Source organism: Pseudomonas sp. NPDC087598, from assembly GCF_044743525.1.
Lineage (GTDB): Bacteria > Pseudomonadota > Gammaproteobacteria > Pseudomonadales > Pseudomonadaceae > Aquipseudomonas.
On record NZ_JBIUWQ010000035.1, the window covers coordinates 1 to 23,219 of the forward strand.

General features: G+C 59.7%; 20 protein-coding genes and 3 pseudogenes. 13 read left to right on the top strand and 10 right to left on the bottom strand.

All coding sequences use genetic code 11. The features are described 5' to 3' along the window. Nucleotides 1-189: 189 nt before the first annotated feature. From ACIOWE_RS18705 to ACIOWE_RS18715, 3 genes are read left to right on the top strand one after another with little or no spacing between them, the layout of a single operon-like run. Nucleotides 190-849, top strand: coding sequence for a paraquat-inducible protein A (locus tag ACIOWE_RS18705; protein ID WP_201236797.1), 660 nt, complete (start codon nucleotides 190-192; stop codon nucleotides 847-849). Further along, nucleotides 836-1,459, top strand: a complete 624-nt coding sequence (locus tag ACIOWE_RS18710; RefSeq protein ID WP_201236798.1) for a paraquat-inducible protein A — start codon at nucleotides 836-838, stop codon at nucleotides 1,457-1,459. The genes ACIOWE_RS18705 and ACIOWE_RS18710 overlap by 14 nt, the downstream gene beginning before the upstream one ends. Further along, complete coding sequence (locus ACIOWE_RS18715) at nucleotides 1,452-3,755, top strand: MlaD family protein (protein WP_401394299.1); 2,304 nt, start codon at nucleotides 1,452-1,454, stop codon at nucleotides 3,753-3,755. The genes ACIOWE_RS18710 and ACIOWE_RS18715 overlap by 8 nt, the downstream gene beginning before the upstream one ends. A 183-nt stretch (nucleotides 3,756-3,938) precedes the next feature. On the opposite strand, the gene mksF is transcribed toward ACIOWE_RS18715, so the two are convergent. Genes mksF through mksB form a run of 3 tightly spaced genes read right to left on the bottom strand, consistent with a single transcriptional unit; the run spans nucleotide 3,939 to nucleotide 8,759 of the window. Continuing rightward, on the bottom strand, nucleotides 3,939-6,779 hold the full coding sequence (gene mksF / locus ACIOWE_RS18720) for an Mks condensin complex protein MksF (RefSeq protein WP_401394302.1): 2,841 nt from the start codon (nucleotides 6,777-6,779) through the stop codon (nucleotides 3,939-3,941). Next, the gene (mksE, locus tag ACIOWE_RS18725) at nucleotides 6,776-7,477 is read right to left on the bottom strand and encodes an Mks condensin complex protein MksE (RefSeq protein WP_122595506.1); all 702 of its coding nucleotides are present in this window, start codon (nucleotides 7,475-7,477) and stop codon (nucleotides 6,776-6,778) included. Before mksE ends, mksF begins: the two co-directional genes overlap by 4 nt. Continuing rightward, nucleotides 7,467-8,759, bottom strand: a complete 1,293-nt coding sequence (mksB, locus tag ACIOWE_RS18730) for an Mks condensin complex protein MksB (RefSeq protein ID WP_401394306.1) — start codon at nucleotides 8,757-8,759, stop codon at nucleotides 7,467-7,469. The genes mksE and mksB overlap by 11 nt, the downstream gene beginning before the upstream one ends. 232 nt (nucleotides 8,760-8,991) lie before the next feature. Between mksB and ACIOWE_RS18735 the strand changes: the two genes are divergently transcribed. Then, nucleotides 8,992-9,738, top strand: a complete 747-nt coding sequence (locus ACIOWE_RS18735; RefSeq protein WP_401394456.1) for an energy transducer TonB — start codon at nucleotides 8,992-8,994, stop codon at nucleotides 9,736-9,738. Next, entirely contained in the window at nucleotides 9,731-10,183 is a 453-nt protein-coding gene (gene rimI / locus ACIOWE_RS18740; RefSeq protein ID WP_007961522.1) for a ribosomal protein S18-alanine N-acetyltransferase, read from the top strand. The genes ACIOWE_RS18735 and rimI overlap by 8 nt, the downstream gene beginning before the upstream one ends. Before the next feature lie 125 nt (nucleotides 10,184-10,308). On the opposite strand, the gene ACIOWE_RS18745 is transcribed toward rimI, so the two are convergent. Beyond that, the gene (locus ACIOWE_RS18745) at nucleotides 10,309-10,713 is read right to left on the bottom strand and encodes a serine kinase/phosphatase (protein WP_401394308.1); all 405 of its coding nucleotides are present in this window, start codon (nucleotides 10,711-10,713) and stop codon (nucleotides 10,309-10,311) included. 139 nt (nucleotides 10,714-10,852) lie between these two features. Here ACIOWE_RS18745 and can point away from each other — a divergent pair, with 139 nt between their 5' ends. Then, the gene (can, locus tag ACIOWE_RS18750) at nucleotides 10,853-11,497 is read left to right on the top strand and encodes a carbonate dehydratase (protein ID WP_003228196.1); all 645 of its coding nucleotides are present in this window, start codon (nucleotides 10,853-10,855) and stop codon (nucleotides 11,495-11,497) included. A gap of 20 nt (nucleotides 11,498-11,517) precedes the next feature. On the opposite strand, the gene ACIOWE_RS18755 is transcribed toward can, so the two are convergent. The 3 genes from ACIOWE_RS18755 to ACIOWE_RS18765 all read right to left on the bottom strand — a co-directional run bounded on the left by ACIOWE_RS18755 (nucleotide 11,518) and on the right by ACIOWE_RS18765 (nucleotide 15,246). After that, nucleotides 11,518-12,042, bottom strand: a complete 525-nt coding sequence (locus tag ACIOWE_RS18755; RefSeq protein ID WP_401394311.1) for an SET domain-containing protein-lysine N-methyltransferase — start codon at nucleotides 12,040-12,042, stop codon at nucleotides 11,518-11,520. Between the two features lie 181 nt (nucleotides 12,043-12,223). Further along, entirely contained in the window at nucleotides 12,224-13,426 is a 1,203-nt protein-coding gene (locus tag ACIOWE_RS18760; protein WP_401394314.1) for a hypothetical protein, read from the bottom strand. Between the two features lie 119 nt (nucleotides 13,427-13,545). Beyond that, the gene (locus tag ACIOWE_RS18765) at nucleotides 13,546-15,246 is read right to left on the bottom strand and encodes an acid phosphatase (RefSeq protein ID WP_401394317.1); all 1,701 of its coding nucleotides are present in this window, start codon (nucleotides 15,244-15,246) and stop codon (nucleotides 13,546-13,548) included. A 147-nt stretch (nucleotides 15,247-15,393) separates the two neighbouring features. Here ACIOWE_RS18765 and ACIOWE_RS18770 point away from each other — a divergent pair, with 147 nt between their 5' ends. Further along, nucleotides 15,394-15,684 (top strand): nucleotidyltransferase family protein, encoded by a 291-nt coding sequence (locus ACIOWE_RS18770; protein WP_401394320.1) that lies wholly within the window; start codon nucleotides 15,394-15,396, stop codon nucleotides 15,682-15,684. Further along, nucleotides 15,681-16,025 carry a DUF86 domain-containing protein gene (locus tag ACIOWE_RS18775; protein ID WP_401394323.1) on the top strand — a complete coding sequence of 115 codons (345 nt, stop codon included), beginning with the start codon at nucleotides 15,681-15,683 and terminating at the stop codon, nucleotides 16,023-16,025. Before ACIOWE_RS18770 ends, ACIOWE_RS18775 begins: the two co-directional genes overlap by 4 nt. Before the next feature lie 36 nt (nucleotides 16,026-16,061). Here ACIOWE_RS18775 and ACIOWE_RS18780 read toward each other — a convergent pair whose 3' ends face one another. Next, on the bottom strand, nucleotides 16,062-17,480 hold the full coding sequence (locus ACIOWE_RS18780; RefSeq protein WP_201228493.1) for a TIGR00366 family protein: 1,419 nt from the start codon (nucleotides 17,478-17,480) through the stop codon (nucleotides 16,062-16,064). Between the two features lie 348 nt (nucleotides 17,481-17,828). Between ACIOWE_RS18780 and ACIOWE_RS18785 the strand changes: the two genes are divergently transcribed. The 5 genes and pseudogenes from ACIOWE_RS18785 (at nucleotide 17,829) to ACIOWE_RS18805 (ending at nucleotide 22,049) form a co-directional block, all read left to right on the top strand. Beyond that, nucleotides 17,829-19,142, top strand: a complete 1,314-nt coding sequence (locus ACIOWE_RS18785) for an MFS transporter (RefSeq protein ID WP_401394326.1) — start codon at nucleotides 17,829-17,831, stop codon at nucleotides 19,140-19,142. Nucleotides 19,143-19,347: 205 nt separating this feature from the next. Continuing rightward, nucleotides 19,348-19,986: pseudogene (locus tag ACIOWE_RS18790) on the top strand (PAS domain-containing protein); the annotation flags it as partial. 150 nt (nucleotides 19,987-20,136) lie between these two features. Beyond that, a pseudogene (locus ACIOWE_RS18795) lies at nucleotides 20,137-20,574 on the top strand (methyl-accepting chemotaxis protein); the annotation flags it as partial. 166 nt (nucleotides 20,575-20,740) lie between these two features. Further along, the gene (locus tag ACIOWE_RS18800) at nucleotides 20,741-21,340 is read left to right on the top strand and encodes a flavin reductase family protein (protein ID WP_401394329.1); all 600 of its coding nucleotides are present in this window, start codon (nucleotides 20,741-20,743) and stop codon (nucleotides 21,338-21,340) included. 76 nt (nucleotides 21,341-21,416) lie between these two features. Then, nucleotides 21,417-22,049 (top strand): LysE family translocator, encoded by a 633-nt coding sequence (locus ACIOWE_RS18805; protein ID WP_401394331.1) that lies wholly within the window; start codon nucleotides 21,417-21,419, stop codon nucleotides 22,047-22,049. A gap of 28 nt (nucleotides 22,050-22,077) precedes the next feature. Here ACIOWE_RS18805 and ACIOWE_RS18810 read toward each other — a convergent pair whose 3' ends face one another. Next, nucleotides 22,078-22,890 carry a GyrI-like domain-containing protein gene (locus tag ACIOWE_RS18810; protein ID WP_401394334.1) on the bottom strand — a complete coding sequence of 271 codons (813 nt, stop codon included), beginning with the start codon at nucleotides 22,888-22,890 and terminating at the stop codon, nucleotides 22,078-22,080. A gap of 66 nt (nucleotides 22,891-22,956) precedes the next feature. Further along, nucleotides 22,957-23,154: pseudogene (locus tag ACIOWE_RS18815) on the bottom strand (transcriptional regulator); the annotation flags it as partial. Nucleotides 23,155-23,219 lie beyond the last annotated feature (65 nt).

The window sequence follows — 23,219 nt, forward strand, 5'->3', positions numbered from 1 at the left end:
TAGTGTGGGGTTTCCCCATGTGAGAGTAGGTCATCGTCAAGATTAAATTCCGAAACCCCAATTGCGAAAGCAGTTGGGGTTTTGTTTTGCCCGTAAAAAAGTTTTGCTTACGACAGCGAACAAATTTGCACAGTTATTTTCGAATCAGAACACTAGAATAGTCCCACCTTTTTCGGAGCCAGAGCCTTTATGTCAGAGTCGGTTGACGCCCCTGGGCTGTCAGATTTACCGCTGGAAGACTTGGTGGCCTGTCACGAGTGCGACCTGCTGATGCGCAAGCCAACACTTGCTCACGGCGAAAAAGCCCTCTGCCCACGCTGCGGTTACGAGCTGTACGCCCATCGCCATAATGTGGTGCAGCGCAGCCTTGCCCTGGTCATCGCGGCATTGCTGTTGTACATCCCTGCAAACTTTTTACCCATCATGCAGCTCAATATCCTCGGGCAATCCTCGCAGGACACTGTCTGGAGCGGCGTGCTCGGGCTGTTCAACACTGACATGCAGGGCGTTTCGATCGTCGTATTCCTGTGCAGCATGGCGATACCGCTGCTCAAGTTGCTCTGCCAGTTGTTCGTCTTACTGACGATTCGCTTCAATGTCGGCCGCAGCTATGGTCTGTTGCTCTACCGCATTTACCACCACCTCAGAGATTGGGGAATGCTCGAGGTCTACCTCATGGGCGTGCTGGTGGCGATCGTCAAACTGGCGGACATGGCGGCGATCACCGTCGGCCTTGGCCTGGTGTGTTTCATCGGTTTGTTGTTGATTCAGGTCTGGCTGGAAGTGGTGATGTCACCGCATCAGATCTGGCAGGCGTTATCGGGGGAGGATGCTCATGCGGGCGATTGATGCGGGCATTCTGATTTGTACTGAATGCCACGAATTGAACAGGCAAGAAGAGGACGGCGACGGACAAACCTGCACCCGGTGCGGGGCACTCGTTCACGCGCGCCGTCCCAATAGCCTGGCCCGAACCTGGGCCCTGCTGATCACCGCGGCAATTATCTATATTCCGGCCAATGTCCTGCCGATCATGACTGTCAGTTCTTTGGGGCAGGGTGACCCGAGCACCATCATGTCCGGCGTTATCCAATTGGTGCAGCACGGGATGATTCCGATTGCCGCCGTGGTGTTCATCGCCAGTATTCTGGTGCCGACCTTCAAACTGGTCGGCATAGCTCTGCTGCTGTTCTCGGTGCAACGACGCCAGCCGTTGTCTGCGCGCCAGCGCATCTGGATGTACCGCTTTATCGAGTTTATTGGCCGTTGGTCGATGCTCGATATTTTTGTGATCGCCATTCTGGTGGCGGTCGTCAACTTCGGCCGGCTTGCCAGTGTCGAAGCCAATCTTGGCGCCATCGCCTTCGCCACCGTGGTGATTCTGACGATGCTTGCCGCAGTAACTTTCGATCCCCGACTGATTTGGGATAACACGGAGTCGGACGACGACCATGACTGATTTGCCCGTAGCGAAAACCCGACCGGCCTCGAACTGGTCTGCCATTTGGGTACTGCCTTTGATCGCACTGATCATCGGTGGCTGGCTCGGCTGGCGTGCCTACTCCGAAACCGGTATCGAGATCCAGGTGCGCTTCGAAAGCGGCGAAGGCATCCAGGCCAACAAGACCGAGGTCATGTACAAAGGCATGTCGGTCGGTAAGGTCAAGGCGCTCAAGCTCGACGATGAGGGCAACTCCAAGGGAGTGATCGCTACCGTCGAGATGAATAAAGACGTCGAGCAATACCTCAAGACCAGCACGCGCTTCTGGCTGGTCAAACCGAGCGTGACCCTGGCCGGTATTACCGGGCTGGAAACTCTGGTTTCGGGCAACTACGTAGCCATCAGCCCCGGCGAAGGCGAGCCTGCGCGCAAGTTCAAGGCGCTGGCCGAAGAACCGCCGCTGTCGGACTCCAAGCCTGGTTTGCACTTGACCATCAAGGCTGATCGTCTCGGTTCGCTAAGCCGGGGCAGTCCGGTGTTCTACAAGCAGATCAAGGTTGGCCAGATCAAAAGCTACGTGCTTTCGGAAGATCAAAGCACTGTCGAACTCAAAGTGTTCATCGAGCCGACCTACGCCAAACTGGTGCGCAAGCACACGCGATTCTGGAACGCCAGCGGCATCAGCATCGATGCCAACCTGTCCGGCGTAAAAGTGCGCAGCGAATCGCTGGCAAGCATTGTCGCCGGCGGTATCGCCTTCGCTACGCCGGAGAACCGCAAGGACAGCCCACCCACGGATCCAAGCCTGCCGTTTCGTCTCTACGAAGACTTCGATGCGGCCGCTGCGGGCATTCGCGTGAAGGTCAAACTCAGTGACTTCGAAGGATTGCAGGCCGGGCGCACCCCGGTGATGTACAAAGGCATTCAAGTCGGCAACATGAAAGCGCTGAAAGTTGATCCTGACCTGAACAGCGCCACTGCCGAGCTCACCCTCGATCCATTGGCAGAAGACTACCTGGTCGATGGCACTCAGTTCTGGGTGGTCAAACCGTCGATTTCCCTGGCCGGTATCACTGGCCTGGAAGCCTTGGTGAAGGGTAACTACATCGCCGTACGCCCGGGCGACAAAGGTGCGGCCCCGAAACGTGAGTTCGAGGCCCGGCCAAAAGCGCCGCCGCTGGATCTGCGCTCACCGGGCTTGCACCTGGTGCTGTTCACCGATGCGCTCGGCTCTATCGATGTCGGCAGTCCGATTCTGTACAAACAGGTCAAGGTCGGCTCGGTGCAGAGCTACCAATTCTCCAAGACCAAAAAGCAATTGGTCATCGGCGTGCACATCGATAAGGAATACGAAAACCTGGTCAACGCTTCGACGCGTTTCTGGAACGTCAGCGGTATCACCCTGACCGGTGGCTTGACCGGCGGCATTCAAGTGAAGAGCGAATCGCTGCAGACACTGATGGCCGGCGGCATCGCCTTCGAAACGCCACAAGCCAAGGCGCCGTTGCAGAAGCGTATTCCGCGCTTCCGCCTGTTCGCCAACCATGATGAGGCCAATCAAAAGGGCGCGGTGGTGACGATCAAGGTTGATCGCGCCGACGGTTTGCGCAGCGGCACGCCGGTTCGCTTCAAGGGGCTGGATGTCGGCAAGATCGAAAGTGTTGATCTGACTGACGATCTGCAATCGGTCATCCTCACGGCGCGTATTACTGAGGTGCCGGAAAAGATTGCCCGGGTCGGCAGTCAGTTCTGGGTGGTCAAACCCGAGTTGGGCCTGATCAAGACGGCGAACCTGGAAACCCTGGTGACCGGACAGTACATCGAAGTCCAGCCAGCGGCGAAGAACCTTGGCTCGCAGAAGAATTTCGTGGCTTTGGCCAATGCACCGGAAGTGACCAAGCAAGAGGCGGGTTTGAGTCTGGTATTGAGCGCTGCTCGTCGTGGTTCGCTGAAACCGGGTGTACCGGTGACTTACCGCGAGATCACTGTGGGTAAGGTTACCGGCTACGAATTGGGTCAGACCGCCGACCGGGTGTTGGTGCACATTCTGATCGAGCCGAAATATGCGCCTCTGGTGCGCAGCGGCAGCCGTTTCTGGAACACCAGCGGTGTCGGTTTCGATATCGGCTTGTTCAACGGACTGACGGTGCGCACCGAGTCGTTGGAAACGGCGATTCAGGGCGGGATCGCTTTCGCCACGCCTGACGGTGAGCGCATGGGCAACCCGGCGCGGGCTGAACAAACCTTCCCGCTGTTCGACAAGTTCGAGGACGAGTGGCTGACCTGGGCGCCGAAGATTTCACTCGGTAAATAGTTCTGTGGTGTCTGAAGTGAAGCCATCGCGAGCAGGCTCACTACTACAGGGGAATGCATTCCAACTGTAGGAGTGAGCCTGCTCGCGATAGGGCCCGCAAAATCAGTACAAACCCCAAGCCATAAAAAAGGGCCGCGATCCCATCAGATCGCGGCCCTTTTTTTTGCCTTCAGTTAACGCCGATCAAACCGCATCCAGCTCCGGTTCATCCGCCTCAACATTGACGGTCGCCTTCACCACATCATGGCGGCGGATGTATTTCCAGTCCGCCTCATCGATGTAGATCCCGGCCGGGCCGCTGCCGCCTTCCAGGTCGATGGCGACACTGGCGCAGACTTGCGGTTTCACACTCGCCAGAATCGGCACGAAGCCCAGTTGCAGGCTGGTTTCCAGCAATGCCGCCTGGTTCTTCTCGTCGATGTCCGCAGCCTCGTCGAGGTAGTACGGCAGACGTACGCGACCGGCAAGGTCGCGGTCCATCAAGTGCAGCAACAAGTACATGTTGGTCAGCGCCTTGATGGTCATGGTCGTACCGTTGGATGCCGCGCCATCGATGTCGGTGTGGATCACCGGCTGACCGTTGACCTTGGTGATCTCGAACGCCAGTTCGAACAAGTCCTTGAGGCCGAGCTGGTTGTGGTTTGCCGCCACCAGCCGTGCCAGATATTCCTTGGCCTCTTCGTTCTTGTTGTCCTGCTCGGCGCTCTGGCTCAGGTCGAACACCGACAGGGTTTCGCCTTCTTCGTACTGACCGGCGCTGTGGATGATCTGGTCGATGTGCTTGAGTGCTTCTTTATTCGGCGCGAGGACGATGCGGAAGCTCTGCAGGTTGGAGACCTGACGCTTGTTGATCTCGCGGTTGAACAGCGCCAGTTGATGTTCGAGGCTGTCGTAGTCGCTGCGGATGTTGCGCAGGGTACGCGCGATATCGGTGACCGCCGCGCGACGGGCCTTGCCCAAGGTCAGCGCTTCATCGGTGCGGTGTGCGTACGCGTTGATCAACAGTGACAGACGGCGCTCCATGTCGTCCTCGCTGTCGAACTTGGCCACGCCTTTCAGACGCACCTGCGCGTAGAGCGCTTCGATCTGGCCATCGGCACGCAGCAAGCCTTGCCAGCTGTCCTGATAGTCGTTGAGCAGCGGCAGCAGGTTGTCCATCGAATCGTCAACCGGATCCATGAATGGCGTGCCGAACGGCAGATCCGCCGGCAGCAACTGACGGCGACGCAGGGCGTCGTCGAGGGTGCGTTGCTTGGCTTCCATGTCGGCGATCTGCCGACCGACCAGTTGCAGCTTGGCCGACAGTTGCTGGACGCGCTCGGTGAAGGCATCGCTGGAGCGCTTGAGTTCGTCCTGCGCGCCTTCCATCTGCGCCAGTTGCTCGAGCTTGTCACCTTCTTCAGCACTCAGGGTTTGAGTGCGGCGGAAGTCTTCCAGGGCTTTCTGCGCGTCCAGCACTTGCTGATACAGCGCTTCGGTCTGGGTCTTGCTCGCGGCGCGGTCGGCAGCGACCGCCTGTTGGGTTTTCAGTTGCTTGAGCTCTTTTTCCAGACGCTCTTTCTGATCGCGCAATGCGGCGCGGTCGGCCAACGCTTGCAGGGCCGGCGGCTCGATGTGCGAGATGTCGATCGACAGGCCCGGGACTTCGAAACGCTCGCCCTTGAAGCCATCAAGAATCAGCTCGACCGATTTCACCCACTCGCCATCGTCGTCGAGGGTGATGCCGTGTTCGCCCAGCGGCAGGCTGAACAGTGCGCTGTTGAACAGGCGCATCAGGCGTTCGACGTCCTGTTGCGAAAACTCTTCGCGCAGGCGGGCGTAGCTGTTGTTGTCAGCGTGATCGAGTTGCTGCTTCACCGACTTCAGGCGTTTTTCCAGATCGCGCAGGCGCTCTTCCAGATCCTCGGCGCTGAATTGACGCGATTGCGCCAGGGCACCGGCCAGTTCGTCGTGGGCATCTTTGGCCGCGAGCAATTGTTGCTCCAGCACTTTGACGTCGTCGACCAAAGCAAAGCGATTCTTCAGGACCGACAGTTCGCCGAGCCAGCGCTGGATGCCGGAAATTTCCCGTTCCAGACGCATCAGTTCTTGAGTGCCGCCGCGTTGATCGTTTTGCAGGCTGTCCTGCTCGCCACGGTAGTGGTCGGCCTGAATCATCAGCTCTTCCTTGCGCGCACTGGCGTAGTCCGACCAGGTGCCGAGCAACGAGTCGAGCAGCGGCGACAGGCGATGCAGTTTGCCGCGCAGCACGTCGCGCTGTTTCACGCCGTTGGCCAAGGCCTCAACCAATGGACCGGCAGCGACCAGCGAGTTGTAGTCCTGTTCCATCCGACGCACATCGCGGAAGGCTTCTTCGCAGGCGGCGATGTAATCGACGCTGCCGGAACGCAGGCTGTGTTCGAAGGCATCAAGGAACAACTGCTTCAACTTGGCCGCAGTGATTTCGCGCATGTGCAGCAGGTTGATAAACAGCGCACGGAAAGTCTTCAGGCTCTGCTCGCTGGTGGAACGCAGCGGGATCAGTGTCAGGTCCAGTGGGATCGACGTGTGACCGCCGACCAGCAAGCGACGCAGTTCATCAGGCTTGAGTTCGTAGGCTTTCAGGCCTTCTTTTTCAAGGTTACTGAACAGCTCTTTTTGGCGCAGGCAGGTGTCGTTCTTCTGGTAATGCGCCAGATCGAGCTTGCCGGCGTAGGCGAAGAACTGGTGACCGAAACCACCGCCCGGGCCGCGACCAACCACGCCGATTACGTGCGGGCCGTGGGGCAGGTTCACTTCGACGAGGATGTAACTGGTGTCGGAAGCGAAGTAGAAACGCCGCGATTGTTCAAGGCTGTACTTGCCGAAACTCATGTCCGACATGCGCGCCAGGATCGGGAACTGCAAGGCGTTGATCGACGCCGACTTACCGAGGTTGTTCGCGCCGTAAACCGACAACGGTTCTTCCAGCGGGAACAGGCCGAGGCTGTAACCGGCGGTGTTCAAAAGGGCGAAGCGGCGGATGCCGTAGCGTTCCTGGCTCATGCGTCGGACTCCTGTTCTTCGGCAATGGCGCGAGCCAGTGCGTCTTCTTCGCTTTCCTCTTCAAACTCGGAGAGATCGAGCGGATCGTCGGTTTCGAGGAATTTGGCTTCGGCGGCTTCGTCGATCAGCACTGGCGCCGGCAGCGGCAGAACGCTGTGCACGCTGGCCGCCAGATCGCGGTCTTGCTGCACCGACAGGCACACATCGAGGAAACGGTGCATCGGCGGCAGGAAACGATACACGCCATTTTCTTCGCCAGCGAAACCGAGTTGAGTCATGCGGCGCATGATCTTTTCTTCGAGTTCTTCAACGGTTTGTACTTCGGCCTGAATGAACAGATCGCGGTATTTTTCCAGCAGCGATGGCAATTCTTCACGGCCAAGGCTGCCGCCATCGAGCACGGCGATCGGGTCGCGGCCCTGATCAGCCAGATGTTCAACGAGAATAAAGGTGAACAGCGCCAGACGCTGGGCAGTCTTGTTCACCGCCGCAGCGGCCATGTCCGGGACGAAGTAGTAGAAGCCACGAGTGTCGCAGACCAGTTCAAAACCCAGCGCCTTGAACAGCGTGCGGTATTGATCCTGGAAGTTCGACAGTTGCGCGTACAGCTCCGGGTCGCGGCGGCTGACGTGGTAGCCCTTGAACAACTCGCGGAAGATCGGCGCGAGTTGCGACAGTTCGGAAAGATCAAGTTGCATTTGAAGTACCTGCAGAGAGGGCGCTCGCAGAATCCTCGGCGGCACTGGCGCTGGCCGAGAGCAGGGCGAAGGAGCGCAGGCTGACCTGATGCTCATGAGTGTGGTATTCGCGGCGTTCCAGACGCTCGCGCTTGAAGCGTTTTTCCCGCGACAGGCGCGAGAACCAGTAGAGCAATTCGTCGGTAGCGCCGTCCGGTTCCTGCTCCAGCAGCCAGGTCATCAGGTCCGGCATCGGCAGCGATTCTTCGCAACGGTCGACCATCTCGCGCACGGTGCGTGGCGCACGTGGGGCTTCGCCTTTCTGCGTTTTGTGAGCCTTGGGGAAGCGCGCCGGTTTCGGCTCGAAACGCGCCAAGGCATAAACGTAGGCTTCGACCTGACTGGCGCTGCCGAGGAAGGTGCTTTGCGGGCGGGTGAACAGCGGCATCGCGGCTTGCGGTACGGCATCAATGCCTTTGCGGCGAATCGCTGCCAACGCCAACGCGGCGCCACGGGTCACGGCGTTGTGCCGACGCGCTTCTTCACGCAGCGGCAGCAGCAGTTCACGGGCATGACGCAGGGTCAGTTGCGCGCTGGTCTGCATTTCGAGGATGCGCGCATGGGTGCGCAGCAACATGTCGTCGTCGACCAGATGGCCGAGGCGCTGCTGTTCGCTGAGCATCTTCAGCAATACGGTTTCGACCTTGCGCACACCTTGTTCGAAGGCGCCGTCGGCATTGACCAGATCGATCATCGGCTCGACGTATTCGTCCCACGTCGCCAACACTTCGGCGTAGCGCTGGCGCAGCGGAATCTGCCGGTCGCTGGTCTTCGCGCGTTCGGCTACAGCCACCAGTGCCTGTTCGTCGTTGTCGAGTTTCTTCAGCACGTCGCGCACGCGCATGTCGAGCAAGCGCAACTGGCGGGCGAGGTCGTGGCCGTCGCGGATGTCGAACGCGTCCTGAATGTAGCCGGCCAGACGCTCGAGGTGACGCAGATAGGCTTCGATTTCCAGGCACAGGCCCAGCCGGTGCTCCCTGCGCAAGTAAGCGAGGAAGTCGTGAATCTGCGCGTTCAGCTCGAAACGGTTCGGGCTTTTCGCCACCGGAATCAGAATATCCAGGCGAATCCACACGTCGAGCAGGCTGGTGATGTCCTGCGGCGTGCTGTCCAGTTGTTGGGCGGCCAGTTGCGAGCGCAGTTCGTTGAGGCTCAATGTGCCTTGGTCGAAGTGCTCACACAGTGGCTCAAGCAGTGCCCAGTGTTCAGCGAGGGCGCGCAAGACGCGCTTGGGTTCGATCATCGGAATGCCCGGCTGGTTGGCAATGAAAAGCGGCGATTGTACTGCATCACGAAGGATGCGATTCACTCTCGGGACGGACTGTCGCTTTTCTCCCTGTGGAAGACGTTGATCAAGTCTATCGATCAACAACGGGCGATCTTGAGCGAAGGGCGGTAGAATCAGCGCACTTCAGTTATCCACAAGTGGCCGACCCTTGCTTATCGAGTCCCGCCGCCGCGCCTATTTGAACGCCATGCAGGTGGTCAACTGGCTGCCGCGCACCGAATTGCCTTTCGCCGCGCCGTCACGGCCCGAGCTGCTGGACATGCCCGAGCCCGAGGTAGAGGCGCAGGTTATGCCCGCGCCTCAGGCTGAAACGCCCGCGCAGCCTGCCGCGCGTCCGAGTGAACGGCCGAAGATCGAAGTGCCGCGCCCTTCGCCGGCGAGTACGCAAACCAACGCCAAACCGGTGGAAGAGGCCGACGGCACACCCGTCGTGGCCAAACCGGCACCGGTGCCGCCGCCGCGTTTCGCCCTGCAATTGCTGCGCACCGGGCGTTGTCTGCTGCTGGTCGAGTTACCCACAGGTGAACCGTTCCAAAGCCGCGATCCCGCCTATTTGCTGCTTAAAGACATGTTGCGCGCCGCCGGTCTGCCGGATGCGCCGCAAATCGTCGGCGAGCCCGTGCGCTGGCCTTGGCTCAATCGCGGCACCATGGACCAAGGTCCGGAGGCGGCGCGCGACTTCGTCCAGGGTTTCCTTTCGGTACAGATGGAAGCGGCGCCGTGCGCCTGCCTGTGGCTGATCGGCCTGCCGGCGGTGCGCTTTGCCGGTGAGGCGGACGCCGAGGCGTTTAATCGTGAATTGCAGATCGAAGGTCTGGGCTCGGCCTGGGCCATTCCCGGTCTGGAGTTGTTAATGGAAGAGCCACAGCGCAAAGCCGCTGTGTGGCAAGCCATGCGTCGGCTGATGGCGCGCTGGAAAGAATCGAATGAGTGAAGCTGTATCGTTCCGCCCGATGACCGAGGCGGACCTGGACGCTGTATTGAAGATCGAATACGCGGCGTACAGCCATCCGTGGACTCGCGGCATTTTTCTCGATGGGCTGGGTAAATACCAGATATGGCTGATGTTCGAAGGTCAGCAGCAGGTCGGTCACGGCGTGGTGCAGATCATTCTCGATGAGGCGCATCTGCTGAATATCACGGTCAAACCGGAGAATCAGGGACGTGGGCTGGGGCTGACGTTGCTCGAGCATCTGATGTCGCGAGCGTATGCCGCCGAGGCTCGGGAGTGCTTTCTCGAAGTGCGTGACAGCAATACCGCGGCGTTCAAGTTGTATGAGCGTTATGGCTTCAACGAGATTGGCCGGCGTCGGGATTATTATCCGGCTGTTGGTGGGCGTGAAGATGCCGTAGTCATGGCCTGTACCCTGGTTGATTAGAGCTAAAAGCATCGCGAGCAGGCTCACTCCCACACTGGATTTGATTCGCACACAAATTTTGTGATCAATCCAAAAAACTGTGGGAGCGAGCCTGCTCGCGAAAGCGTCCTGTCAGGCGGCGGAGATCAGCGGTTGCCGTCCAGCGGATCCCGCCGCGCCAGCTCTGCCTCATCCAGGCCATTGCCGCCGCCGATGTCATCCTCGTCGACAATACTCAAATCCCAATCCGCCTGATTACCCTCGCCGATTTCTTCGGCATCCCGGGCGCCATCCTCATGGATCAAGGTTTCCGGGCTCATATCATCGTCAGTCGGCTCATGATCACTGACCGAAGCTCCGGTCATGCCCGCCTCGCGCACACGTTCATTGGGCATCAACTGTTCGCGTTCACGCTCGGGGATCTCATCGCCAATCTTCGCGCTGGGCTCTTCGTCGTCGAAATCCAGTTCGTGCACCGATCCCATGCGGTCTTCGTTATCATCGATGGGCTCCGGTTGCACCGCATCGTAAGGGCGTCGTGAATCAGTCATGGCAAATCCTCATACTGTGGGCCTTACTAGGTGGACTCACCGGGCACACGAGAATTCCAACGAAAACACTTGCGATCCTTTCGTGACCCCGACGGGTGGTCGTCTGTCATACCTGCGCATCTTTCTTGAGGCCTTACACATGCACGACTTACAAGACCTGATTGATAACAACGAGCGTTGGGCTGACGCGATCACCAAGGAAGACCCGGATTTCTTCGCCAAACTGGCGCGCCAGCAAACGCCTGAATATCTGTGGATCGGCTGTTCCGACGCACGGGTGCCGGCCAACGAAATCGTCGGCATGTTGCCGGGCGATCTGTTCGTACACCGCAACGTCGCCAACGTGGTGCTGCACACCGACCTCAACTGCCTTTCGGTGATCCAGTACGCGGTGGACGTGCTCAAGGTCAAACACATTCTGGTCACCGGGCACTACGGTTGCGGCGGTGTGCGCGCATCCATGCAGGATCGCCAGTTCGGCCTGATTGATGGCTGGTTACGCTCGATTCGCGACCTGTACTACGAAAAACGCGAAGAACTGGCCAAGTTGCCGACCGAAGAAGAGCAGGTCGATCGCCTGTGCGAACTCAACGTGGTCCAGCAAGTGGCCAACGTTGCCCACACCAGCATCATTCAGAACGCCTGGCATCGTGGACAGAGCCTGTCGATCCACGGCTGCATCTACGGCATCAAGGATGGCCGCTGGAAAAGCCTGAACACGACCATCAGTGGTTTCGAGCAACTGCCGCCGCAATACCGTTTGCGTCCGGTAGGTGCGTTGTAACCCGAGTTTGAAAACGCTGCTCAACGCAGGCCATGCCCTCGCCAGCGTTGTAGATAATGCTGACCTTCAAGGGTCGGTGGTTCGTTGTAACCGGTGATCCACCCACGGCAGCGCGAAGAACCGCAACCGCAGGCGAACTGGCGCAGCAGTTTGTCTTCGGTGGCGGTGTAATCCATGGTCAGCCGCTCGCCCTTGTGGATATCTTTCACTGCCCACAGCCAGAGTTCGCTCATGTCGAGAAACACGTTCGGGTCGCAGGCGTGTTCGAGTAATCCACAAAAGCGTGGATCGTAGATATGGATGCCGGTGAGCAGTTGTCGGGTCTGGCGACAGCGGTAGGGCAGCAGTTGTCCCGAAACCCGGCACATCCGGCTGTTACGCAGAAACTCCCGGCGCGCCGCGATCCCTGTAGGGGTGGCCTGCTCATCGTGGAGGACTTCAAAGTCGGCGCGGGCAGGAAAACCCAGACGTACGGGCAGCCCGGCAAAAGGGTAAATGCCTTCGGTATCGCGAGGTGCGGATCCTGCAAACGCTTGGCTATTCATAACAATCCCTGTCGGAAGATGTTGCGACTCCCTTGCTCTGACGTCCTGTCAGATCTGCAACATGGATGCTTGGATCCAATCCTGTCGTAAAGATAATGCCCGGTCTACTGTCAGATCTGACAGGCGAAATAGACGCTTTCCCGCGTCAGTGATGACTGACGCGGGAATGGCGTTTGAGTGGTTACAGGTGCGGAGCGGGCACAGCAGCTTCTGGCATCGGCGCCTTCAACTGCTGCAGTTGCGCCTTGATCGGCGTGGTGGCGCATTTGGCGGCGGCCTGTTCCTGCGTCAAGTTGCGGATCGAGGTGTAGAACAGCTCGCAGGTTTTGGCTTTTTGCGTGACCTGCCAGGTCTGCGTGCAGTTGTTGAGGGTGGTCTGCGCATCGCTGCTCGGCCTGCTGCCCATATCGGCCTGCCAGCAGGCGGCGCTCAAATCCTGGCCCATGACTTTCAAGCCTGCGGCATCAGCCTTGGCCTGGGCATCGTCGCCGGTGTAGCTTTTGGGATCGGCGGCGTACCAGATGTAACTCGGATGGTTCGATCCCAAAACCGGCACGTTCACGCCCGCGCTGGGGCTGATGGTCGCCAGGCCCAGTACGTTGACCGTCGGCCCATATTGCTGCTTGATCCAGTTTCGTACTGGCGCGCCGAAAGCCACCATCGGCAGTGTCTTGCCGCTGGAGGTCTGGCTGAATTGCTTGACCAGCGTGGTCTGGTAGTCCTTGAAATAGTCATAGACGCCTTCCAGATCACTGCCGGCATTGGACGGCGCAGCAATCGGGGCGATGTCGATGATGGTCTGAAACGCCGGGGTCTGCTCGGCGGGAATGCCATTGACCGTCAACAGCGTTGCCCAACGGTCGGTGGTGTTCGAGCGCAGGTAATCCTGAGCCTGGGTCAGCGAGTAATCCGGCGGGAAGTGCAGCAACTCGACGCTTTTGCGATTCTCCAGAGCCATGCCCAGCGGCAGGAACAGATACCAGCTGTACGCCCATTTGCCGTCGGCGTTGAGTTTGCTGGCGCCGGCGTAAGCGAGATCACCGGCATCAAGCAGTGCGGACAGCGGTTTGTCGTATCCGGCCGGCACGCCGCTGATTTCGGCGTAGAGCTGGTCGTTATCGTTTTTCACCAACACCTTCGCATTGGCATAACCGTCGCGTTGCACGCTCTGGCTCAGGTAATGCGCGACGGTCTGCTCCAGCGTCCAGTTGCGAAAGCAGATCACGCTGCAGTTGTTGGGGTAGGCGAAGAGGCGGGTGACGCGTTCGGTGCTGCCCAGTTTCAAGTCGACATCGGCGTGGGCGGCCGCGCTCAGTGTGAGTGCGGCGAGGGCCAATGCAGTGGGGGCCAGCGTTGTGGGAATAAGCCCTGCGAGTTTGAACATGCTCAGATCCTTTTCAGCGTGGGTTCCCCGCGTATCGGGGGCGCCTCATAGTGGATCAGCTGTGTTTTACAGAGAAGCCGTCATTCGCAGTTTTTTGCGCCAACGCGCAGGGCTCATTCTCAGGCTGGAAAATGCAGGGCGTTGGTCAGATCGCCCATGGGTTTCTGGCCGCGGGCAATCATCGCGTCATCGCGCTGCTTGAGGCCGTTGAGGGTCTCAAGCTGGAACACCCGGGTGATCAGCCGCAGGATCGACGCCGTGTCGTAAACCGTGTGATCCACCGTGCCCTTGCGCGCAAACGGTGACACCACCAGGGCTGGCACCCGCGAGCCCGGGCCCCAGCGGTCGCCCTTGGGCGGCGCGACGTGGTCCCACCAGCCGCCGTTTTCGTCGACCGTGACGATCACCACCATGTTTTTCCATTGCGGACTTTCGCGCAGCACCTTCAGCGCACGGACGATGTGCCGGTCACCGGAGGCGACGTCGGCATAACCGGCGTGCATGTTCAGGTTGCCCTGCGGTTTGTAGAAGCTCACGGCCGGTAGCTTGCCGGCCTCGGCGTCGGCGAAGAACTTGTTGGTACTCGACTCGTCACCCAAACCGGCGTCGCGCAAGCGTTTATTGCGCTCGTTCGGGTTTTCCGGGCCTTGCTGCTTGAAGTAGTTGAACGGCTGGTGGTGATACTGAAAGTTGGGGATTTTCGGAATGCCACCGGAATCCTTGTACTGCTCCAGCGTCGCCTGCCATGCACCGGCATACCAGGCCCAGTCGATGTTCTTCTTCGACAGTTTGTCGCCGATGTGTTCGTGGGTCTGCGGCACCATGACGTTGGGCAGGTCCGGTTTGGAATACGCCGGGCGCTCCGGGTCACGAATCCAGGTTGGCCAGTAGGGCGGGGCGAGGGTGTTGACGCCAAAACCGTCCGGGGTCAGCGCACTTGGGCCGAATTGCGGCGGGCCGGTCATGGCGCTGGCCGGAGATTGCTCCAGCGGCTTGAGGCGCGGATCGGCCGGATCAGCGCTTTGCAGCGCGGCGATCTGCGACTTGGCGACCGAATTGGCAGCGTCAGGATAGAACGGCGCGGTGGCGCTGATCAGGTATTGGTGGTTGAGGAACGAGCCACCGAAGGCGCCCTGGAAGAAGTTGTCGCACAGCACGAATTCCTGCGCGACGTCCCACAGACGCAGGGAGTAACGGCTCTGCGCATAGTGGCCCATGGTCAAACCACCGGCGTCGGCCCAGGCGACGAAACCGTCATTCTTGCCGCCGTTGATCTGCATCTGGTTCTGATAGAACACATGCCACAAATCGCGAGTCACCAAGCCGAACGGCAAGTCTTCACCGTTCGGACCTTTGAGGGCGAACGGTGCGTTGGGCAGGTTTTCCTGAAACTGTGTGGCACTGGGATAGGTCACGCCATCGAGGGTTTGCGGGCCGATCTGCAACACACCGCCCCAGGCGGGCGGCAAGGTTTGCAGCACGCTGCCGTCGCGGTCGCGTTGTTGGTAGTCGGCAGGCTTGAGCGCCGACAGCGGTTTTTCGACACCAGGGAAATCACCGAACAGGTTATTGAAACTGCGGTTCTCGGCGTAGATCACCACCACGGTTTTCACCTGATCGTGCAGGGCTTTGTCCAACTCGGTCGGGGAAAGCGGACGCTCGACCGGCTTGCCGGGAGGATCGCCTGCATGACTGCACCCCGCCAGCGTTGCGCCCACTCCGAGCACCGCGACACCCCCGAGAAAGCGGCGACGACTGGTGTCGGTGGGGTTATCGGAAGCAACGGAGGGTGCGTCGGTGCCGTCTGTATCGTCGATCATGTCTCAGCCCGTTTTGCTTAAATGTTTCAATATGTTTCGGGCGGACGCTAGCAAGGAGATGTGACGGTTGGGTTACAAGTGGTGCGGTGTTTACTGCTCTCAAGCGCTGCTAGACTGGCGCTACATTGAATCTGGCAGGGGTAAACCATGAAGCCTTCCATTGCACTTGATTTGCAGCGATTAGCCGTTCGCGAGGTTGTCGGCCGCTTTCGTGTGGCAAACCCCCGTGTTTTCGGTTCGGCATTGTTGGGGACAGACACGGACGGGAGCGATCTCGATCTGTTGGTTGATCCGCTGCCCGGAGCCACCCTGTTTGATCTAGGTGGTCTTCAAGTTGAGCTGGAGGACTTGTTGGGCGTTACCGTTGACCTGCTGACGCCGGGAGATCTCCCGCTGAAGTTTCGTCAGCAGGTTCTTGATCAGGCCCGTCCCGTATGATCGAGAACAGGCTCGGCGACTACCTTGACCACATTCGCCAAGCCGCGAGTGATGCTTTGATTTTTGTCGAAGGCTTGAGTAAAGAAGAGTTCGCCGACGACAAGCGCACGCAGCAGGCGGTCATCATGAGTCTGGTTATCATTGGTGAGGCGGCAACCAAAGTGATGGATCGATATCCTGAGTTCACCGCCCTGAATTCGCAGGTTCCATGGCGTGCAATGCGCGGAATGCGCAATCGGATAGCGCATGGCTACTTCGATATCAATCTGGATGTGGTATGGGAAACAGTTCAGGTCGCTTTGCCTGAACTGCTTCAGGTCCTTCCCACTGAAAAAAGCTGATTGCACCTGCACTGAAACAAATGCAATTCCATCAATTTACGGCATCACCGGCGGTGTATACGCCAGCGTCGTCCCCAGCGCCCATAGCAACAGCAGCACCAGCGGCGTGTGCACCAACAGTTGCACGAACGAAAAGCCGATCAGATCCCGCGCCTTCAGGCCAAGTACGCCCAGCAACGGCAGCATGTAGAACGGGTTGATCAGGTTCGGCAGCGCTTCCGCTGCGTTGTAGATCTGCACCGCCCAGCCGAGGTGGTATTGCAGATCGTTGGCGACTTGCATCACGTACGGCGCTTCGATGATCCACTTGCCGCCGCCGGACGGAATGAAGAACCCGAGAATCGCCGAGTACACGCCCATCAGCAGCGCATAGGTGTCGTGGGACGCGATGCTGACGAAGAACGTCGAGATGTGGTGCGCGAGGGTTTGCGCATCGGCGCCTTTGACGGTGGTCATCAGCGCGGCGATCGAGCCGTACAGCGGGAACTGGATCAGCACACCGGTGGTGGTCGGCACGGCACGGGCCACGGCATCAAGGAAACTGCGCGGACGCCAGTGCAGGAGTGCCCCGAGCATGATGAACAGGAAGTTGTAGGTATTGAGCCCGGAAATCGCGGTGATCGCCGGTTTGGTCGAAAACTCGTGGAACAGCCATCCCGCCGCCAGCAGCACCAGCACGATGATCAGCAGCGGACTGTGTTCCAGCCATTCGCCCGGCCGGGTGCGCGGTTGCAGTGGCGGCAGGTTGAAGGCCGGGTCGATGCCGCAGGCCTTGGCGTCGCGCGCGGAGTTCGGCCCGGGCGCGGTGGCGTAGGCGATGATGATCGAAACCACGATCAGCGCCAGCAGCATGACGCCGGATTGCCAGAGGAAAATCGTTTCGGTGAACGGAATCACCCCGGTGATCGACAGAATCGACGGCGGCAGGCTGGCGGGGTTGGCCTGCAACTGCGCGGCCGACGAAGACAGACCCAGCGCCCACACCGCACCAAGGCCCAGATAGGCCGCGGCACCCGCTGCGCGATAGTCCATTTTCAGATCGGTGCGTCGGGCGAGGGCGCGGACCAGCAAACCGCCGAACACCAGCGACAGGCCCCAGTTGAGCAGCGACGCGACCATCGAAATCAATGCGACCCAGGCCACGGCGGAGCGGCCGTTTTTCGGAATGCGCGCCAGGCGATCAATCAGTTTGACAGCAGGTGGCGAGCTGGCGACCACATAACCGCCAATCACTACGAAAGCCATCTGCATGGTGAACGGGATCAGGCTCCAGAAGCCGTCACCGAAGGCCATCGCGGCATCCGTAGGTTTGGCGCCCATGGCCAGTGTGGCCAGTGCAACGATAATGACGGCCAACGCGGCGAAGACCCAGGAGTCGGGAAACCAGCGTTCGGCGAAACTTGAACAGCGCAGGGCAAAGCGCGCAGAGCGGCTATCTTCGATATCAACGGCCACGGGAGTACCTCGGATTTTTATGGTTATTGTGGTCCGCGGAAACAATCGCTCATCTCGACATCGCAGAGATTCCCTGTGGGAGCGAGCCTGCTCGCGAAGAGGTCGGCACATTCAACATCGAGGTTGCCTGAACTGACGCTTTCGCGAGCAGGCTCGCTCCCACATGGGGTTCACTGCGGTTGGCCGGCGTTGGCGTCGTCCCGCTGGACAGGCCTCAACAGTAAATCAAGCGAAGACGATTTGTGAGCAGGTTTTGCAAAACCATGACTATGGTCTAACGGGTTGTCCATCCGGCCATTTGCGTAGACCATGGGCGCCTTGGTTTTTTGCCTGCCAGAGTTCTTTGCCATGACTGCCCAAACCACGGCCAAACCTGCGCCGTTCAGCCGCTCCGACTACAAGACCCTCGGCCTTGCGGCCCTTGGCGGGGCGCTGGAGATTTACGATTTCATCATTTTCGTATTCTTCGCCCTGACCCTCAGCCAGTTGTTCTTCCCGCCGGAAATGCCTGAATGGCTGCGCCTGCTGCAAAGCTTCGGGATTTTTGTCACCGGTTATCTGGCGCGGCCGCTGGGCGGGATTCTGATGGCGCATTTCGCCGATCGCCTCGGGCGCAAGAAAGTCTTCAGCCTGAGCATCCTGATGATGGCGCTGCCGTGCCTGCTGATCGGGATCATGCCGACCTATGCCCAGATCGGTTACTTCGCGCCGCTGCTGTTGCTGGCGCTGCGCATCCTGCAAGGTGCGGCGGTCGGTGGCGAAGTGCCGAGTGCCTGGGTGTTTGTCGCTGAACACGCGCCAACCGGGCATCGCGGTTATGCCCTGGGCTTTTTGCAGGCCGGTTTGACCTTCGGTTACCTGATCGGCGCGCTGACCGCGACGTTCCTCGCGCAAGTCTTCACCCCGGCGGAAATCCTCGATTACGCCTGGCGCTATCCGTTCCTGCTCGGTGGCGTGTTCGGTGTGATCGGCGTCTATCTGCGCCGCTGGCTGAGCGAGACCCCGGTGTTCATGGCCATGGAAGCGCAACGTGAAGCGCGGGTCGAACTGCCTTTGCGCACGGTGCTGCGCGAACATCGGCTGGCGATGCTGCCGGCGATGTTGCTGACCTGCGTGCTGACCTCGGCGGTGGTGGTGTTCGTGGTCATTACGCCGACCATGATGCAGAAAACCTTCGGCATGACCGCCAGCCACACCTTCGCCCTGAGCGCCTTGGGCATCGTTTTCCTCAACATCGGCTGCGTGATCGCCGGTCTCCTGGTCGATCGCATTGGCGCCTGGCGCACGGTCATGCTCTATAGCCTGCTGCTGCCGCTGGGCATCGCCGTGCTTTACGGCTGCTTGATCATGGGCGGCAACTGGGTCGGGTTGGCCTATGCCATCGCCGGTCTCGCTTGCGGGGTTGTCGGCGCGGTGCCGTCGGTGATGGTCGGCCTGTTCCCGGCGCGCATTCGCGTGTCAGGCATCTCGTTCACCTACAACATTGCCTACGCCGCGTGGGCGAGTATTACGCCGTTGTTGCTGATCGGCCTGATGCCGTGGAGCCCATGGATCTGCGTAATATTCTGCGCGGTGATGGGCGTAGTGGGCATCCTCAGTGCGGCGTATTTCGGCTCGCGGATGCCGCGCACGGGACAGTGTCGGGTGGCCGGAACTGCCTGATGCGCTGAGCCAGAACTATTTTTGACTGACGAGTCTCAAGTGCTCTTCAGAAATGCTTTTCAAGGCCGATGGTTAGGCTGCATACCCGCTTTCTACCTGCCATCGGTGCTTTCCCATGTTCAACAAACGCTTGAAGCAAGAGCTGGCCGCTCTTCGTGAAGAACTCTCCAGCCTTCTGCAAGTGAAGGAAAGCCTGGAAAGCGAGATGCTGGTACTGAACCTTGAGCCGGACGGCCGGATTCAGTCGGTCAACCAGAACTTCCTCAACGAAATGTTCTACAAGAACCAGGACCTGATCGGCCGCGCGCTTGAAGACATCGTCCCGGCCCATGTGACGTCCGACGAATTCCACCTGCGTTTCAAGAACGCCATGACTCGCGGCGAGCATTTCGCCGGGGCCGTGCGCCTGTTGCGTGGCAACGGTGAGGAGGCGTGGTTGCGCTCGATCGTGCAGCCAGTGCGCTCTTCGGACGGGCGAATCAAGCATATCTCGTTGTTCGCCAGCGACCTGACCCGCACCATCGAAGCCTCCCGCGAGCACGAAAACCTGATCGGCGCACTGGTGCGTTCCACCGCCCTGATCGAGTTCGACCTCAACGGTAACGTGCTGAACGCCAACGATCGCTTCCTCAGCGGCATGGGTTACAGCCTGGCGCAGATCAAGGGCAAACATCACCGCATGTTCTGCGCACCGGAGGAATACAACAGCGCCGAGTACCAGAACTTCTGGCGCCGCTTGAACAACGGCGAATTTGTCGCCGATCGGTTCAAACGGATCGATAGCCATGGTCGTACCGTGTGGCTGGAGGCGTCCTACAACCCGGTGGTCGATGCCAACAACAAACTGTACAAAGTGGTGAAGTTCGCGACAGTGATCACCGATCAGGTCAACCGCGAACAAGCCGTTGCCGATGCGGCCAGCATTGCCTACAGCACCTCGCAACAAACTGACAGCACGGCGCAGCGTGGTACCACCGTGGTGACTGAAGCGGTCAACGTGATGCGCGACTTGTCGCGGCACATGCAGGCCGCCGGTGAAGGTATCGAAGCACTGAACGAGCAATCGCTGGTGATTGGCACCATCGTCAAAACCATCAGCGGCATTGCTGAACAGACCAATCTGTTGGCGCTCAACGCCGCGATCGAAGCCGCCCGAGCAGGCGAGCAGGGCCGCGGGTTTGCCGTGGTGGCCGACGAAGTGCGGCAACTGGCCTCACGCACTAGCCAGGCGACCGAAGAGATTGTCGGTGTCGTGCGGCAGAACCAGGAAATGGCGCGTAACGCCGTAGCGCTGATGACCGACGGCAAGCTCCAGGCCGAGCAAGGGCTGGCGCTGGCGGCGGAGGCCGGGACGGTGATCGTCGAGATTCAGGATGGCGCGCAGAAAGTCGTGAATGCCGTCGGCCAGTTCGCCAATCAACTCTCCAACTAATCTCCACCGATCCATTGTGGGAGCGAGCCTGCTCGCGAAGGCATCAGTTCACTCAGCATTGCTGTTGACTGACACACCGCTTTCGCGAGCAGGCTCGCTCCCACCGAATCTGTGTTTCTTCAGTGACAGCGCTACAATCGGCTCCTTTTCCCCGGAGCAGAACCCCATGAGCGATTCCCACCGCCGCCCGGTTCCCCTGAACAAAGCCTACCGCCTGCTCAATCACGGGCCGACCGTGCTGGTCAGCGCCGCCCACGATGGCCAGCGCAACATCATGGCTGCCGCGTGGGCCATGCCGCTGGATTTCGAACCGCCGAAAGTCGCGGTCGTCCTCGACAAATCCACCTGGACCCGGCAGCTGCTCGAAGCCTCCGGCACCTTCGTCCTCAACGTGCCTTGCGTCGATCAGGCCGACATCGTGCAAACCGTGGGCAATACGTCGGGACTGGAAATCAACCAAAACCAGGGGCAAGACAAGTTTCAGGTGTATGGCCTGCAGACCTTCGCCGGCGAGCAAGTCGAGGCGCCACTGCTCGACGGTTGCGTTGCCTGGCTCGAATGCCGCTTGCTGCCCGAGCCGCGCAATCATGAGCAATACGACCTGTTCCTCGCCGAAGTCATCGCTGCCCACGCCGATGAACGTGTGTTCAGCGAGGGGCGTTGGCATTTTGAAGGGCACGACGGTTTGCGCACCTTGCACCATGTCGCGGGCGGGCATTTCCTGAAGATTGGTGATGCGGTGGATGGCAAGACGTTAGTGATTTGAATGGTCGTTGATGGCAAAACATTGCCGGATGTTGCAAGGTGGAGGGCATCGTCGAACCCATCAGGCGCATGCTCCCATGGATCTTTCCTTTTCGAGTTATCTGGCACCGTTGCTGTCGCTGGCCCTGTTGTGGACGGTGGCTGTGGTCACGCCCGGCCCGAACTTCTTCAACATCGCGCAACTGGCGGTCAGCCGTTCTCGCCGACATGGCGTCGTCGCGGCGCTCGGCGTGGCCAGCGGAACGGTGTTGTGGGGACTGGCGGGCGGCTTGGGTATTCAGTCGCTGTTCAGTGCCGCGCCGACGCTATACCTGAGCTTCAAGATTGCCGGCGGCTGTTACCTGATCTACCTCGGGCTCAAGCAGTTCAAGCGCAAGGCACCGATTGTTGCCGGCACGCTGGATGACTCGGAGCAGACATTGCTCGGCGCATACGGCCGGGGCTTTCTGGGCAATATGACCAACCCTAAATCCGCAGTGTTCGTCGCCACCATCTTCGCCACCGCCATGCCGGCCCACATCCCGCCGTTGTTGCTGGCACTGGCGGTGCTGACCATGGCGACGCTGTCGTTCAGTTGGTATTGCAGCGTGGCGCTGTTCTTCGCCAGCCGACGGATCGCCAGTGTTTACGAGCGGTCACGGCAGTGGCTGGATCGGTTCGCGGGCGGTTGCTATCTGTTGTTTGGTGCGCATCTTGTGGCCAATCGCTGAGGCCGCTTTTACGGCCTCGGCAACTGCCTCAAGCTTTCAACGGAATGTACAACTCGACCACGCTGCGCGGGTCCATCGGGCCGAAAAAGCGCTCGCCGCAGTACTCGAACTCGATCCCTTCGGTGGGAGTCATGCCAGCGGCAGGCAGCCATTCGCTGTAGGCGGCGCGAAAGGTTTCCGGCAGCGTCGTGACGGTGCCGTGGTGTTCGACACGAGCGTACCGACGAGCAGGTATCTGCAACTCGACCATGCCTGAAACCAGTGGCGCATCGAGCCCCACCGGCAGGCCGGCGACGTAGCGCCATTGCCCGTCCTCCAGTGGCTGGCACACGCCGAAAGTCCCGAACGGTTCGTGCAGTCGGTCAATTTCCTCTTCTCGCGGTACAAACCGCTGCCACATATCGGCGATAGTGCCTTCATCCCCCTGCTGCCAGGTCATGCCCATGATGCGCAGGGCAGGGTAGTCGACCCGTTCAGGCGTTTGCATGGCCGGCAACGGACGATCAGGTTGCGCAAGATAGCGGGTCAATTGTCCCAAGACGTTTTCACTGCGCTGGATATCGGCCTTCAATTGTTGCGCATGCTGTTCGAGCGCTTCACGCAGATTGATGACACTGTCCAGCCCGCCGTTGGCGGCCAGCAGCCGAATCTCTTCCAGCGCCAGACCCAGTTGTTTAAGCCAGATGATCCGCCCGAGGGTAACGATCTGTTCCGGCCGGTAATAGCGATAGCCGTTGTCGCGCCCGGTGGCTGCCGGACTGAACAGGCCGATGCTGTCGTAGTGGCGCAAAGTCTTGGTGGTGAGCCCGTGGCAGCGGGCCATTTGTCCGATGGTAAACATGAAACCTCTCCTTTTGGCTGCTTGGGCGCAACGGTAAAGCTTGCCCCAAGGGCAAACTCAATCCCTTGACTGCTCCAACCGTAATTTGATGACTTCGGTCGGGCTACAGCGCGCAAAGTGCCTGGCTTCGTACGCTTCGATCAAAGTGATCATGGCCTCGAAGTAATCACCTTCAGGAGTGCCACGTTCCGGTTCATTGTCGAAAAGCGCTGAAATATATTGCAGCACGGCACGGTAGTCTTCTTCGGTATGAAGCATGTTCATGGATTACGCCATTTCGGCGGGCTATGACTGCGACTTGTCGTGACCTCTCACTCGACCTTTGGCTG